Source organism: Mesorhizobium sp. P2_H9 (genome assembly GCF_056403215.1).
In genome coordinates this window covers 64,146-77,594 of sequence record NZ_JBFUFX010000015.1, presented here as the reverse complement: position 1 = coordinate 77,594, position 13,449 = coordinate 64,146, and the positions used below count along the sequence as shown (strand labels likewise).

General features: G+C 62.5%; 13 protein-coding genes. 3 read left to right on the top strand and 10 right to left on the bottom strand.

Annotation, left to right across the window (positions count from 1 at the left end):
* Positions 1–59 precede the first annotated feature (59 nt).
* The gene (locus tag AC1DXN_RS25570) at positions 60–230 is read right to left on the bottom strand and encodes a hypothetical protein (RefSeq protein ID WP_477247829.1); all 171 of its coding nucleotides are present in this window, start codon (positions 228–230) and stop codon (positions 60–62) included.
* Positions 231–282: 52 nt separating this feature from the next.
* A complete protein-coding gene (locus tag AC1DXN_RS25565; protein WP_477247831.1) occupies positions 283–1,068 on the bottom strand; it encodes a TSUP family transporter in 786 nt (261 codons plus the stop codon).
* Positions 1,069–1,180: 112 nt separating this feature from the next.
* On the opposite strand from AC1DXN_RS25565, the gene AC1DXN_RS25560 reads away from it, so the two are divergent.
* On the top strand, positions 1,181–1,612 hold the full coding sequence (locus AC1DXN_RS25560; RefSeq protein WP_477247833.1) for a TerB family tellurite resistance protein: 432 nt from the start codon (positions 1,181–1,183) through the stop codon (positions 1,610–1,612).
* Positions 1,613–1,674: 62 nt separating this feature from the next.
* On the opposite strand, the gene AC1DXN_RS25555 is transcribed toward AC1DXN_RS25560, so the two are convergent.
* The 5 genes from AC1DXN_RS25555 to AC1DXN_RS25535 all read right to left on the bottom strand — a co-directional run bounded on the left by AC1DXN_RS25555 (position 1,675) and on the right by AC1DXN_RS25535 (position 8,277).
* On the bottom strand, positions 1,675–3,297 hold the full coding sequence (locus AC1DXN_RS25555) for an ABC transporter ATP-binding protein (protein WP_477276824.1): 1,623 nt from the start codon (positions 3,295–3,297) through the stop codon (positions 1,675–1,677).
* Positions 3,294–4,163: an ABC transporter permease gene (locus tag AC1DXN_RS25550; RefSeq protein ID WP_477276822.1), complete on the bottom strand. Its 870-nt coding sequence runs from the start codon at positions 4,161–4,163 to the stop codon at positions 3,294–3,296. The genes AC1DXN_RS25555 and AC1DXN_RS25550 overlap by 4 nt, the downstream gene beginning before the upstream one ends.
* The gene (locus AC1DXN_RS25545) at positions 4,160–5,107 is read right to left on the bottom strand and encodes an ABC transporter permease (protein WP_477276820.1); all 948 of its coding nucleotides are present in this window, start codon (positions 5,105–5,107) and stop codon (positions 4,160–4,162) included. The genes AC1DXN_RS25550 and AC1DXN_RS25545 overlap by 4 nt, the downstream gene beginning before the upstream one ends.
* Positions 5,108–5,366: 259 nt before the next feature.
* Complete coding sequence (locus AC1DXN_RS25540) at positions 5,367–6,845, bottom strand: ABC transporter substrate-binding protein (RefSeq protein WP_477276818.1); 1,479 nt, start codon at positions 6,843–6,845, stop codon at positions 5,367–5,369.
* A gap of 142 nt (positions 6,846–6,987) precedes the next feature.
* Positions 6,988–8,277, bottom strand: coding sequence for an acetylornithine deacetylase/succinyl-diaminopimelate desuccinylase family protein (locus AC1DXN_RS25535; protein WP_477247843.1), 1,290 nt, complete (start codon positions 8,275–8,277; stop codon positions 6,988–6,990).
* Between the two features lie 218 nt (positions 8,278–8,495).
* Here AC1DXN_RS25535 and AC1DXN_RS25530 point away from each other — a divergent pair, with 218 nt between their 5' ends.
* Together AC1DXN_RS25530 and AC1DXN_RS25525 are read left to right on the top strand one after the other, a co-directional pair.
* Entirely contained in the window at positions 8,496–8,927 is a 432-nt protein-coding gene (locus AC1DXN_RS25530; protein ID WP_477247846.1) for a L,D-transpeptidase, read from the top strand.
* A 184-nt stretch (positions 8,928–9,111) separates the two neighbouring features.
* Entirely contained in the window at positions 9,112–9,987 is an 876-nt protein-coding gene (locus AC1DXN_RS25525; RefSeq protein WP_477276816.1) for a hypothetical protein, read from the top strand.
* Positions 9,988–10,113: 126 nt separating this feature from the next.
* Here AC1DXN_RS25525 and AC1DXN_RS25520 read toward each other — a convergent pair whose 3' ends face one another.
* Genes AC1DXN_RS25520 through AC1DXN_RS25510 form a run of 3 tightly spaced genes read right to left on the bottom strand, consistent with a single transcriptional unit; the run spans position 10,114 to position 13,444 of the window.
* Entirely contained in the window at positions 10,114–11,103 is a 990-nt protein-coding gene (locus AC1DXN_RS25520; protein WP_477276814.1) for a lipid A biosynthesis lauroyl acyltransferase, read from the bottom strand.
* Between the two features lie 4 nt (positions 11,104–11,107).
* The gene (locus AC1DXN_RS25515; protein WP_477247852.1) at positions 11,108–12,136 is read right to left on the bottom strand and encodes a zinc-binding dehydrogenase; all 1,029 of its coding nucleotides are present in this window, start codon (positions 12,134–12,136) and stop codon (positions 11,108–11,110) included.
* A 36-nt stretch (positions 12,137–12,172) separates the two neighbouring features.
* A complete protein-coding gene (locus AC1DXN_RS25510; protein WP_477276813.1) occupies positions 12,173–13,444 on the bottom strand; it encodes a beta-ketoacyl-ACP synthase in 1,272 nt (423 codons plus the stop codon).
* Positions 13,445–13,449: the final 5 nt, after the last annotated feature.

Genomic DNA, 13,449 nt, shown 5'->3' with positions numbered 1-13,449 from the left:
ATGCGCCAGAATCAAAAGCGCCCGGCTTGTGGCCGGGCGCTCCGAGTTGCCTGAGATGTTTAGGCGCCGCGCATCATGCAGCCGGCGGCCAGCACGATGTAGGCGATGAGTACAATCCACACCGATGCGAGGGGAATGAACGCAAGAACGCCAAGCGCGGCGAGAATGCCGATGATGGCGATGACAAGGGAAATAATAAAAATGATTTGCGTAGGTGCACTGAGATTCATGTGTGGTCCTCCTCAACATGATTCGTACCGTTACATTGTATCAGGCGCGTGATTATACACCAATCAGCTGGCGCAACGGGTTGGCGGGGTCCGCCAGCAGCTTGATCGCCAGCGCCAGGCACACGATCACCAGCAGTGGCTTGATCAGCCTGGCGCCGATGCGGATGGCAAGGCTGGCGCCGACGCGGGCGCCAAGGAACTGGGCGACACCCATCATCAGGCCGATCTTCCAGTAGACGACGCCGACAGAAGCGAAAACGATGAAGCCGCCGATGTTGGAGGCGAAATTGAGCAGCTTGGTGTGTGCGGTTGCCTTCAGCACGCCATAGCCGGCAAGGGTGACGAAGGCCAGCATGTAGAAGGAGCCCGCGCCCGGTCCGAACAGACCGTCATAGAAGCCGACCAAAGGCGCGACCGTCAGCCCGAACACGAACGGCGACAGGCGCTCCGCGCGGTCGACGTCGTCCATGTTGGGTTTGAGGGCGAAATAGAGCGCAATGGCAATCAGCAGCAGCGGCAGGAGCGCCCGCAAGAAATCGCCCGGCACGATGGTCGCCAGCAAGGCACCGGCAGCACTGCCGGCAAGCGCCAGCAGCGCCGAGGGAAGCTGCCGGCGAAGGTCGACATGGCCTTTCGAGGCGTAGTGGATGGTCGCCGAGCCGGAGCCGAACATGCCCTGCAGCTTGTTGGTTCCCAGTGCCGCGACCGGCGAAAACCCGGCGAGAAGCAGCGCTGGAATGGTGATCAGGCCGCCACCGCCGGCGATTGAATCGACAAAGCCGGCGGCAAAGCCGGCGAAGGCGAGCATGGCGACGGTCTGGGTGGCGAGGTCGAACATCGGATTTCGGAATGCGTTCGGGCGGGAAAACGGTGCAGCGGGTTCGACCACGACCACCCAGTTTGCGCAAGGCCGATTCCGCGCTACCTATGGACGATTCGAAAAGGGATTGATGGCGATGGCATTGCTCGACCAGATACGTTCGATCTTCGAGGGCGACCCCGGCGTGCGCAAGGTTGCCGACGATCCGGTGCTGTCGGCGGAACTGCTGATGCTGTTTCGCATGATCCTGGCCGACGGTTCGGTCTCGGAGAGCGAAATGGTCGCCTTCAGGCGCATCTGCAAGGAAGCCTTCGGCATTCCGGAAGCCAGCATCGACAACGTCATCGAGTATCTCAACGAGTTCGGCTACGAGACCAACGGCTCGCAAGCCATCGCGCAATTCCGTGACCTCGACATCGAAAGGCGCAAGCTGCTCGCCCGCCATATGGCCGAGATCGCCAAGGCCGATTCGCACCTTGCCGAGAGCGAGGTGCGGCTGTTGCGCCGTACGCTCGACCTGCTCGACATCAGCCCGGTCGATGTGGTGAAGCCGGAAGAATAGGTCTTACTGAACGATCGGCTGCCCGACCGGGTTCCCGCTGCTTCGCTTCGCGAACCGGCTGCTCACCCTTGCTCTTGCATCCGGCGTGCGATCGCGCGGTGCAAATCGGGGGCAGCCGTGACCAGCGCCTTGGCCGCCTCGGATTGCGGGTGGTCGAGCACCTCGTTGGTCCTGCCGCGCTCGACGATCTTGCCTTCATGCATCACCAACACCTCGTCGGTGATGGCGCGGGCGACGGTCAGATCATGGGTGATGAACAGATAGGCGATGCCGAGTTTCTGATTGAGCTCGGCGAACAGGTCGAGGATCTGGGCGCGGATCGAGACGTCGAGCGCCGAGACCGGCTCGTCGGCGACCACCAGTTTCGGCCGGGTGATGATGGCGCGGGCAATCGACAGCCGCTGGCGCTGGCCACCTGAAAACTCATGCGGATATTTGTCCATGTCGCGTGGGCTGAGGCCGACCTCATGCAACGCATGGGCCACCATTTCGCGCCGCTCGCCGGGCGCTGGCTTCTTCTCCAGCACATGCAGCGGTTCGGCCACCAGCTTTTCGACCTTCTGGCGCGGGTCGAAAGAGCCATAGGGGTCCTGGAAGACCACCTGCATGTCGCGCCTGACGGGCTTCAGCTCGGCTTCGCCCTTGCCGGTGATGGTCTCGCCGCGAAACCGTATTGTCCCCGACGTCGATCGGTCCAGCGCCAGGATCATGCGGGCAAGTGTTGACTTGCCGCAACCGGAGCGTCCCACAAGCGCCACCGACTGGCCCGGCCCCATCGAGAAAGACACATCGTCGACGGCGCGGATCGGAACCGCGTGCTTGAACAGGGAGGTGCGCCGCCCCGGATAATCGCGGGTCACGCTTTCGACCTGAAGCAGAGGCTTGCCCTGGCCAGAATCGTGCGTTCTGGGACGCGCCGGCACATGCATCGACGCTTGCGCCAGCTGGCGCGTGTAGGGATGCAGTTGTTCGGACAGCGTGCGCGCGGTGTCGCCGGCCTCCATCACCTCGCCATGGCGCAGAATGGTGATGCGGTCCGCCATCTCGGTCACGACCGCGAGGTCATGCGAGATCAGCAGGAGGCCCATGCTGCTTTCCGCGACCAGGTCGCGCAAAAGGTCGAGGATCTGCGCCTGCAGCACAACGTCTAGAGCCGTCGTCGGCTCGTCGGCAATCAGCAGCTTGGGCTTCAGCGCACAGGCGATGGCGATGACGACGCGCTGGCGCTGGCCGCCGGACAGCTCGTGCGGATAGCGCGACAGCGGGAATTTTGCCGAGGGCAGGCCGACCCGATCGAGCATTTTTCGCGCCCGCTCCTCGGCATGGGCGCGGCTGGCCCTGGTGTGCCAGCGTATGCCTTCGGCAACCTGCTCGCCAATGGTCTTGACCGGGTTCAGAGCCGTCATCGGCTCCTGGAACACCATGCCGATGTCGTCGCCGCGCAAGGCGCACATCTGGTCTTCGCTCGCCGCCAGGATGTCGATGCCGTCGAAGCTGACGCGCCCGGTGGCGCGTGCCGCGAAGGGCAGCAGCCGCATCACCGTCAGCGCCGTCATCGACTTGCCTGAGCCGGATTCGCCGACCAGCCCCATCACTTCGCCGGGCGCGACGGACAGCTCGATGCCCTTCAGGATCGGTGTGTCGCCGATCGTCAGCGACAGGTTCTCGATGTCGAGCAGGCTCATCGCTGCCGCCGCGATTTTGGATCGAGAATGTCGGCGATGCCGTCGCCGAGTAGGTTCAGGCCAAGCACGGTGATGACGATCGCCATGCCGGGAAAGATCGCCATCCATGGCGCCACCACCATGCGGGTCTGCGCGTCGAACAGCATGCGGCCCCAGCTCGGCATCGGCGGCTGAGCACCAAGGCCGACATAGGACAACCCGGCTTCCGCCAGGATGCCGAGCGCAAACTGGATGGTGCCTTGCACCAGAAGCAGCGTGGCGATGTTGGGCAGCACATGTTCGATGGTGATCAGCGTCGTGCTCTTGCCGGCGGCACGCGCCGCGAGGATGAATTCGCGCGGCCAGATCGCCAGCGCGCCGGCGCGGGCGACACGCGCAAATACCGGAATGTTGAAGATGCCGATGGCGATGATGGCGTTGACCGCACCAGGCCCGAAGATGGCGGTGATCATAATTGCCGAGAGAAGCGCAGGGAAGGCGAAGACGAGGTCGTTCAACCGCATCACCGCTTCGTCGACGAGGCCGCCACGTGCCGCGGCAAAGGCGCCGAGCGGCACGCCTACACCCATGCCGATGCCGACGGCGACCAGCGCCACGGCGATCGAGTTGCGAGCGCCGACCATGATCATCGACAGGATATCGCGGCCAAAATGATCGGTACCGAACCAATGCACCAGCGAGGGCGCCTGGGTCTTGTCCGATATGACCAGTTTGGTGACGTCGTCGGGTGTCCAGACGTAGGAGAGGACCGCGATCGCCGCCACAAAGGCGGTGATGATGAAGCCGGCGAGGAACGAGCGGTTCTTGAATGCCTTGGCCAGAATGCCGGCAAGATTCTCCTCGGGAATGTCGAAGCGAAGCGTCATTGCCGGCTTCTCAGGCGCGGATCGATGACCGCATAGGAGAGATCGACCGCGAGGTTGACGGCGATGACGGCGGCGACCAGCAGCATGACGACGCTTTCGACGACGATCAGGTCGCGCTGGGTGATCGCCTGGAACACCAGCCGACCAAGGCCGGGCAGGTAGAAGACATTCTCGATGATGATGGTGCCGGCAAGCAGGAAAGCGAATTGCAGGCCCAGAATGGTCAGTACCGGGATCATGGCGTTGCGCAGCGCGTGCCGCCAAAGCACATTGCGATAGGGCAGGCCCTTGGCGCGGGCGGTGCGGATATAATCCTCGTTCAGCACTTCTATCAGCGCCGAACGGGTAACGCGGGCCAGGATCGCCGCTTGCGGCAAGGCAAGCCCCACCGCCGGCAGCAACAGCGATTTCAGTGCCGGCCACACACCGGCGCTCCAGCCGGGAAAGCCGCCGGCCGGCACCAGCCGAAGCCAGACGGCAAACAGGTAGATCAGCATCAGCGCGAACCAGAAGTTCGGTACGGCGACGCCAAGCTGGGCAGCGCCCATTGCAATCGTGTCGCCGGCCCGCCCACGCCGGCTGGCAGAGAACAGCCCGACCGGTATGGCAATCACCGTGGAGAGAGCGAGCGCGATTAGCGCCAGCGGCAGCGAGACGACAATGCGCTCGCGAACGAGGTCGATGACCGGCACCGAATAGGTGTAGGAGCGGCCGAAATCCAGGCTGAGCAAGCCGCCGGCCCAATGCAAATAGCGCAGGGCAAGCGGCGCGTTGAGGCCCATCTGGTTGCGCAGCAACTCGACCTGGTCGGCGCTGGCGTTCAGGCCCAGCATCAGCCGCGCCGGATCGCCGGGAATGATCTCCAGCACGGCGAAGACCACCATCGAAGCCAGCACCAGCGTGAGCACGGCGATGATGAGACGTTTGAGGAGGTAGGTGGTCATCGGCGCAGGACAACAGTAGCATCGTCATCCTGGGGCGAAGCAGGAGCGAAGCGACGTTGCGGAGACCCCGGGATCCATGCCGTGACGGAGGTCAAAGAGCGCGACGGTCCAAAACCAGCGTCGCCTCTCTCTGTCCCCACAGCTATGTCTCCCAGATTCTGCACCGCAGGGGCGCTAGTAAGTCACGGAATGGATCCTAGGGTCTACGCAGTTCGCTGCGCTCGCTGCTTCGCCCTAGGATGACGAAACCGAGTAAGCCTCACTCGCTCCACTTCACCTTGGTCAGGTCGTTGGCCTGGATCGGTGCGTTCTCCCACAGACCCTGCAGCTTGGCGTCCCAGACGCCGACTTTCGGCAGTTCGTAGAGGAAGCCGACCACGGCATCGTCCGCCAGGATTTTCTGCGCCTGCCCCAGCAGCTCTTTGCGCTTGGCCTCGTCGGAGGTGAAGTTGAGGTCGGCGATGATCTTGTCGAAGGCCGGATTGTCGTAGTTGAAATAATAGTCCTTGCGCGAATAGATATCGATGTCGTTGGGCTCGGTGTGGGAGACGATGGTCAGGTCGTAATCCTTCTTGGTGAACACCTGATCCAGCCACTGCGCCCATTCGACCGGAATGATCTCCAGGTCGATGCCGACGTCACGAAGCTGCGAGGCGATGATCTCGCCGCCGAGCCTGGCATAAGAGGGCGGCGGCAGCTTCAGCGTCGCCTTGAAGCCATTTTCCAGGCCCGCCTCCTTCAGCAGTTCCTTGGCTTTCGCCACGTCGTGCGGATAGCGGCCGGTGAGGTCGACATAATCCTTGCTGGCGGGCGACATGTGCGAGCCGATCGGCACGCCGAGGCCGGCCGAGGCGCCGTCGATGATCGCCTTGCGATCGAGCGCGTAGGAGATCGCCTGTCTGACCTGCAGCTTGTCGAAGGGCGGCTTCTTGTTGTTGATCGAGAGGATGGTTTCGCCCTCGGTGGCGCCGATCACCACCTTGAAGCGCGGGTCATCCTTGACCTGCGCGACGCTGTCGGGATCGAAGAACGGGAAAGCCTGGATATCGCCCGAAAGCAGCGCCGGTACGGCAGCAGCGGCATCAGGCACGATGCGGAACTCGGCCTTGTCGAGAGAAACAGGCGCGCCCCAGTAATTGTCGGATTTCACCAGCGTGATCGACGAGCCCTTGGCCCAGCTCTGGAATTTGAACGGACCGGTACCGATCGGCTTTTCCTTGTTGGTCTCGGCCGTCTCGGGCGCGACAATGACCGCGTCGCCCCAGCCCATATTGTAGAGGAAGGAGCCTTGCGGGTTCTTCAGCGTGACTTTCACTGTCGCCGGATCGACCACGTCGACCTTGTCGATTGCCGCGAACAGACCCTTTTGCGCGTTGACGGAATTGTCGGCGCGGGCGCGGTCGAGCGAGAATTTCACATCGTCGGCATTGAAGTCGGTGCCGTCATGGAATTTCACACCGGTGTGGAGCTTGAAAGTGTAGGTCTTGCCGTCATCGGAAATGGTCCAGCTCTCGGCCAGATCCGGCAGCACCTCGCCATTCGGACCGATACGCGTCAGGCCCTCGAACACGTTGGCGTAGAGCACCTCGTCGATCGCCGCCGCGGCACCGGCGGTCGGATCGAGATGCGGCGGTTCGAGCGGAATGCCGATGACCAGGTCGGTCCGCGCGGCAAAAGCCGAGGTGCCGGTGGCCAGCGCCAGTGCTGCAGCAGCGAGAATGGTTTTCCACAATTTCATCGTGCAACTCCCAATGTGCTCAAAACCCAATGTGCTCAAAACCAGGGGGATAGAAGCGTGATTTTCAGCCATAGTAAATCGCGTTTCATGCTGCGCGGGCCTGTCGGGGGGAATGTTTTTCTCAAACTGTAGGCCTGGCCAATCAAAGCGTGCCGCCGGGGCCGGCGCCCCTGAGCAGCACGTTGAGCCCGATCGCCATCACCTTCGCCGATTCCACCATGTCCGAGATACCGACCCATTCGTCGGGGCGGTGGGCGAGGTCGAGGATGCCCGGACCGTAGGCGATGCAGTCGTAGATGTGGCCGATGCGGGCAATGTGCTTCTGGTCGTAGGTGCCCGGCGAAATGACATAGTCGGGTTCGCGGTCGAAGATCGCCATGATGCCTTGCGCCACCGCCTTGACCACCGGCGCGTCGCGTTCGGTCATCAGCGGCAGCACCTCCATCAGGTCGCGGATCTCGTAGTTGAATTTTTTGCGCTCGCGCTTCAGCCGCTCGAGGATATCGGTCACTTCGCTTTTGACGGCGCCCAGATCCTCTTCCAGCAGGAAGCGGCGGTCGATGGTCAGCCGGCAGGAATCGGGCACGTTGGGCGAGGGCAGGCCGGGCCGGAAATCCTCGGTCTGGCCGCCATGGATCGAGTTGATGTTCATGGTCGAGCGCTTTGCCCCTTCGGGCACGACTGGCATGCGGGTCATCTTGCGGTCGAGGGCGGGAAACAGCTCATCCTCGAAGGCCTGCAGCACGGCACCCATGTGGCGCACCGCATTGTCGCCGAGGAAGGGCATCGAGCCATGCGCGATCTCGCCCTTGGTCTCGATCTCCGCCCACCAGACGCCGCGGTGACCAAGGCAGATACGGTCCTTGTTCAAAGGCTCGGGGATGATGACATGGTCGACCTTGGGTTTTGAGAAATAGCCGAGCCCGGCCAGATGGGCGACGCCGCCGAAGCCACCGGACTCCTCGTCGACCGTACCCGATATTTCGATGGCGCCGGGAAAGTCCGGAAAGACTTCCATGAAGGCTTCGGCGGCAATGATCGAGGCGGCCAGGCCACCCTTCATGTCGCAGGCGCCGCGACCATAGACCTTGCCGTCCCTGACGATGCCGGCGAAGGGATCGACCGTCCAACCGTCGCCGGCTTCGACGACGTCGATGTGCGAGTTGAAATGGACGCAGGCGCCGGGCGAGCGGCCGTCGAAGCGGGCGACGACATTGACGCGCGGATAGCGGTCGCTGTCGCCGGGCGTGCCTTCGGCGCGGATGAATTCGATTTCGAAGCCGCGCTTCTTCAGTCGCGCGCCGACATATTCGGCGCAGGGCCGATAGGCCTCGCCGGGTGGGTTGATGGTCGGAAAGCGGATCAGCTCGGCAGTCAGCGTAACCAGATCATCGACGCGATCGTCGATTGCTTTCAGGAGTCGTTCGTTCATCCGGCGATTTGAGCAGGCAAAGGGGTGGTTTTGCAAGCCTGCCACCCGGTCGATGCTGCGGGTCGTCGCAGCAACTATGGCGGGAAAATCGTTCAAATTCGCTGCTTTGGATTGGCGAATTTGTCAATGAGTGTGTGTTACTTCATTCACCTGTCTTTAAAAAAATGAAATACGGCGTGAAGCTGGGCAGGCAAAGGGCATCAAAGGGGTTTGATCGCATGAAGAAGTCCATTCTAGTAGCAGCAGTGATGCTGGCAACCGCGCTGTTTGGTGCGCCGACCGCAAGTTACGCGGCCATGTTGGAAGCGAGTATCGACGTGTCGTCGCAGACGATGACTGTCAGATATGGAATGTCGATCTACCGATGGACAGTCTCTACTGCTCGTCCTGGCTATTTCACGCCACGCGGCACCTACCGGCCGCAACGCACGGCGAAAATGTGGTATTCGAAAAAGTACCATATGTCGCCGATGCCTTATTCGGTGTTCTTCCACGGCGGCTACGCCATCCACGGCACGGGTGCGGTCAGGCAGCTTGGGCGTCCGGCCTCGCATGGCTGCGTGCGGCTGCACACCGCCAACGCGGCAACCTTCTATTCGATGGTACGCGAAGTCGGTTTCGGCAACACGCGGATCGTCGTCACCAACTAGCTCGGCGCACGACAAGACAGTCGATCTTGTTTCCACAGCCGTCTGGGTGGCACGCGGTTGTTCGCGTGTTTTCAAACAACTCTGGCGCGCCAAATGTTGCAGGAATATCGCATTGGCCAACGGACTTGGCCCGTGCGTCTGGTTTGGCGCTACTTATGCTTGCATGAGTGGACAGTAATGGTAGATGCCGAACAGGCAAACACGAGGGGGCTCTGTGATGTATCGACTTCTTCTTGGCGCGGCGCTTGCTGCAACAGCCACATCGGCCTTCGCCGCCGATGCCGTCGCTCCGATCGTCATGGATCCGGCAGTCACTCAGCCACATATTTCCGGTTACCTTGAGGCTTATGTCGGTGGACTTTATGTAACATTTTCGGGGGACCACGCGACGGCGACGACTGCAGGCGGCACAGGGCGAGTCAATTTCCCGATCGATTCCCGCTGGAACGTCCAGACTGACGCGTTTGTCGATTCGCTTTGGGCCGAGGGCCAAAATATCTATGGCTATGGTGGCGCCGTTCACGGCTACTACCGCGACCCCAGCGCCTATGCGCTTGGCGGCTTCGCCTCGATCACCGGCTATGGCGGTGATAATTTTGGCGGTGTGAGTCTTTACAGCTTCTCGGTCGGACCCGAGGCGCAAGTCTACATGGGCAATGTGACCCTCTATGGCCAAGCTTATTATGGCCAGTTGCGGGCTAGTGGACAGTCGGAACATTTCGACAATTGGGGTGGGCGCGGTGTGGTGCGCTATTTCGCCCAAGACAATCTTCGCTTCGACGGCGAACTTGGCTATTCGACCGTTTCTTTGGGTGGCGAGCACCTGAACACCGTTACCGGCGCGCTGCAGGCCATGTACCGGTTTTCCGGGACGCCATTCTCGGCGTTCGGGCGCTATCAGCTCGATCATCTCTCCGCGGGTGGCGAAAGCGAGAACATCCACAAATATGTGTTCGGGCTGCGCGCCAGCTTCGGCTCCGACACGCTGCTCGACGAAGATCGCAACGGCGCCACGATGGATACCTATCGGCCAAACATCATCCTGCCATTCGGGGGATAAGGGTCCCAAGGGTCAAAGAATACGGACAACAAAGCCGCGGAGGGCAACCTTCGCGGCTTTTGCTTTGTGGTCCTGTGGTGTGTTTGTCGCGACCGGCAGATCTGCGCTCATAAAGCAGCTATTGGTTTAGTTCGCGTCTTCCTTTGCATGTCCGCGCCGGCTGCGCCGACGGCCGCTGATCTCCCACCGCTTGTGGAACCACATCCACTGGCCGGGATCCTCGCGCACCCACCGTTCGACCACATCGGCGAGAAGCTGGGTGGTGGCGGGAACATCGACGCTGCCGGCCTCGGTGCGAGGCAAGGTGAGCTTGTCTTCGATCTCCAGGCGGAAACGGTTGCCCGGCAGCCGGACGCAGCGCGCGGGATAGACGTCGCAGTCATAGTGGCGGGCCAGCATCCCTAGCACCGGATTGCTCTGGCAGGTACGGCCGAAAAAGGTGGTCTCCAGCCCACTCGAGAATTTCTGGTCGACCAGCACGCCGATATTGCCGCCATTCTCCAGAATGGCCGCAAGCGCAAATGAAGCGCCGGTCGCAGACGGCAATAGGGCGCCCATGGTCGAACGGCGTGTCGAGAGGATGTAATCGGCCAGATAGGGATTGTTGGGCGGACGAAACAGCGCGGTTATCTTCATGCCGAAGGTGGCCGCCGCCACCGGCAGCAGTTCGAAATTGCCCAGATGGCCGGTGAACAGAATATGCGGCTTTTCCTCGCCGGCGATTTGCAGGAAATGATCGGCGCCGCCAACTTCGACCCGGCCAGGTTTCGTGGCTTTCGGATCGTAGTCGAAAAGCACGTCGAGGAAGATATACTCGGCGGCAAGGCGAGCCATGTTGCCCCACATGTCGGAGGCGATGGCTTCGATCTCGGCGTCGCTCTTTTCGGGGTAGGCGAGGCGCAGATTGCCGGTCGCGACACGGTGGCGCCCGACCAGCGGCCCGATGCGGCGGGCGACGCGATCGGCGAAATTGAGCGCCTTGTCGGCCGGCAGCAGGCGCAGCAAGGAGATGATCGTCATCGCGACACGCGCGACCAGCCAATGCTCCATCTGGCGAAGCCGCCGGCCGTAGCGAAACCCCAGGTCCCGGCGGGTTTTCTTGAAGAGTTTGTTCAAGGTTCTAGCCGACGCGCAGGATGATCTTGCCGAACACGTCGCGACCTTCCATGCGCTTCAGCGCGGCGTCGATATCGCCGAAGCCGACTTCGGTGTCGATGACCGGCGCGACGAGACCCGCCGCCATCTTCTGCATGGCGTTGGCCATGTTTTCCATGCGGCAGCCGAAGGAGCCGAGCAGCTTCAGCTGCTGCTGGAACAGCTGCATCAGGTTGATCTGCGTCGACACGCCGGAAGTCGAGCCGCAGGTCACCAGGCGTCCGCCGCGCTTCAGGCACAGCATCGAGGCGGCAAAAGTGTCTGCGCCGACATGCTCGAACACGACGTCGACGCCCTTCTTCTTGGTCAGCTTGCGCACGACGCCTTCGAAGCGGTCGTCGCGGTAGTTGATGACATGGTCGGCGCCTAGAGCCTTGGCCTTGTCGATCTTGTCGTTCGAGCCGACGGTGGTGATCACCGTGCAGCCCATCTTCTTCGCCAGTTGGATGGCTGCCGAGCCGATGCCGGAGCCGCCGGCATGGACGAGAATGGTCTCGCCGGGCTGCAGCCTGGCATTGTCGAACAGCATGTGCTCGACGGTGCCGAAGGTAACCGGCGCGACGGCCGCGCCAATGTCGGTCACGCCGGGCGGGGCCGGCACCAGCAGGCGCGCCGGCAGGTTGATTTTCTCCTGCGCAAAGCCGTCGAGATGGAAGCCATGAACGCCGGAGACATGCTCGCAGAGATTGTCGCGGCCTTCGCGGCAGGCGCGGCAGAGTCCGCAGGTGCGGGCGCCATAAATCGACACCAATTGCCCGGGAAGGAGATTGGAAACACCGGGGCCGACGGCTTCGACCTCGCCCGAAGCTTCGGCACCGACGACGAGCGGCAGCTTGCGCTTGGCGAAAGCCATGCCGCGCCAGCCCCAGACATCTATGTGGTTCAGCGCCACCGCCTTGATGCGCAGCGTGACTTCGCCGAGCGAAGGCGGTGGGGGAGACGGCAGGTCCACCGTCTCAAGACGGCGATCCTCGATAAGTTGCAATGCGCGCATTGAGCCTGTCGGTTCTGATTGGCGGAAAGAGGTCGCTTAGACCGGTTCCCGCGCCATGACAAGGCAAGTGTTCTGGCCGCCGAAGCCGAAGGAGTTCGACAAGACGGTGCCAACCTCGGCGTTGCGCTTCTTGTTGGGCACCACGTCGAGCACGATCGCCGGATCGGGATTGTCGTAGTTGATGGTCGGCGGGATGACGCTTTCGCGCATGGTCATCAGCGAAAACGCCGCTTCGACGGCACCTGCCGCCGACAGCGTATGGCCGATCATCGACTTGTTCGACGAGACCGGCATCGAGCCGATCCGATCGCCGAACACGGTCGACAGCGACAGATGCTCCATCTTGTCGTTTTCAGGCGTCGACGTGCCATGGGCGTTGACGTAGTCGATCTCGTCTTTGCTCAAACCGGCATCGGCAAGGGCGGCGCGAACCGCGGCGATCGCCGGCGAACCGTCGGGCTTGGAGCGGGTGCGGTGGAAATCGTCGGCTTTTTCGCCGCAGCCGCGCAGGATGCCGAGGATGGTCGCGCCACGGGCAAGAGCCGCTTCCAGCGATTCCAGCACAAGCGCACCCGAGCCCTCGGCCAGCACGAATCCGTCACGGTCCTTGGAGAACGGCTTGGATGCCTTCTCCGGGATGTCGTTGTGGGTCGACAGCGCCGACAGCAGCGAGAAGCGGATCAGCGCCTCGGCGGTCGCCGAGCCATCGGCGCCAATCGCCAGCGCCCGGTCGCATTCGCCGCGGCGGATCGCCTCGACGCCGAGCTGGATGGCCGTGGCGCCCGAGGCGCAAGCCGTCGATAGCGTGATCGGCAGGCCCCGTGTGCCGAAGGCGTCGGCAAGCCGGTCGGCGATCGACCCGAACTGGGTGGTTTCGAAGATGTCGAATTCCTTCAGTCCGCGCGCCACCCGCAGCAGCCTTTCGGCGCCGGCATCCTGGCTGTCAGAATTGTAGAGCGAAAATCGTTCGCTCCAGTCGAGTTCGACCGGCGGTGAGGCGAGGAACAGCGGTCCGCCGAAATCGCCGGAATCAAGACCGGATTCCGCGACCGCTTCGCGCGCGGCGGTCTCGGCCAGTTCGTAGGTCAGGAGGCTGGCTCCCTTGGAACTGGACGGCAGAAAGTCGACCATGCCCGAGATGCGCGTGTTCAGATGATCGACCGGAAAGCGTGTGATCGGATGGATGCCGGACTTGCCGGAGGTCAGTGCCGCCCAATTGTCGGTCTTGCCGACGCCGAGCGAGGTCACCACACCGATGCCGGTGACGGCGACGATCGGCCTGCCCATATGATCGTTCAGATTGGCCATTTTTT

Excerpts from the sequence above, each read along its gene's own strand:
- AC1DXN_RS25570 (WP_477247829.1), bottom strand. The coding sequence starts at position 230 with ATGAATCTCAGTGCACCTACGCAAATCATTTTTATTATTTCCCTTGTC.
- AC1DXN_RS25565 (WP_477247831.1), bottom strand. The coding sequence starts at position 1,068 with ATGTTCGACCTCGCCACCCAGACCGTCGCCATGCTCGCCTTCGCCGGC.
- AC1DXN_RS25560 (WP_477247833.1), top strand. The coding sequence starts at position 1,181 with ATGGCGATGGCATTGCTCGACCAGATACGTTCGATCTTCGAGGGCGAC.
- AC1DXN_RS25555 (WP_477276824.1), bottom strand. The coding sequence starts at position 3,297 with ATGAGCCTGCTCGACATCGAGAACCTGTCGCTGACGATCGGCGACACA.
- AC1DXN_RS25550 (WP_477276822.1), bottom strand. The coding sequence starts at position 4,163 with ATGACGCTTCGCTTCGACATTCCCGAGGAGAATCTTGCCGGCATTCTG.
- AC1DXN_RS25545 (WP_477276820.1), bottom strand. The coding sequence starts at position 5,107 with ATGACCACCTACCTCCTCAAACGTCTCATCATCGCCGTGCTCACGCTG.
- AC1DXN_RS25540 (WP_477276818.1), bottom strand. The coding sequence starts at position 6,845 with ATGAAATTGTGGAAAACCATTCTCGCTGCTGCAGCACTGGCGCTGGCC.
- AC1DXN_RS25535 (WP_477247843.1), bottom strand. The coding sequence starts at position 8,277 with ATGAACGAACGACTCCTGAAAGCAATCGACGATCGCGTCGATGATCTG.
- AC1DXN_RS25530 (WP_477247846.1), top strand. The coding sequence starts at position 8,496 with ATGAAGAAGTCCATTCTAGTAGCAGCAGTGATGCTGGCAACCGCGCTG.
- AC1DXN_RS25525 (WP_477276816.1), top strand. The coding sequence starts at position 9,112 with ATGCCGAACAGGCAAACACGAGGGGGCTCTGTGATGTATCGACTTCTT.
- AC1DXN_RS25515 (WP_477247852.1), bottom strand. The coding sequence starts at position 12,136 with ATGCGCGCATTGCAACTTATCGAGGATCGCCGTCTTGAGACGGTGGAC.
- AC1DXN_RS25510 (WP_477276813.1), bottom strand. The coding sequence starts at position 13,444 with ATGGCCAATCTGAACGATCATATGGGCAGGCCGATCGTCGCCGTCACC.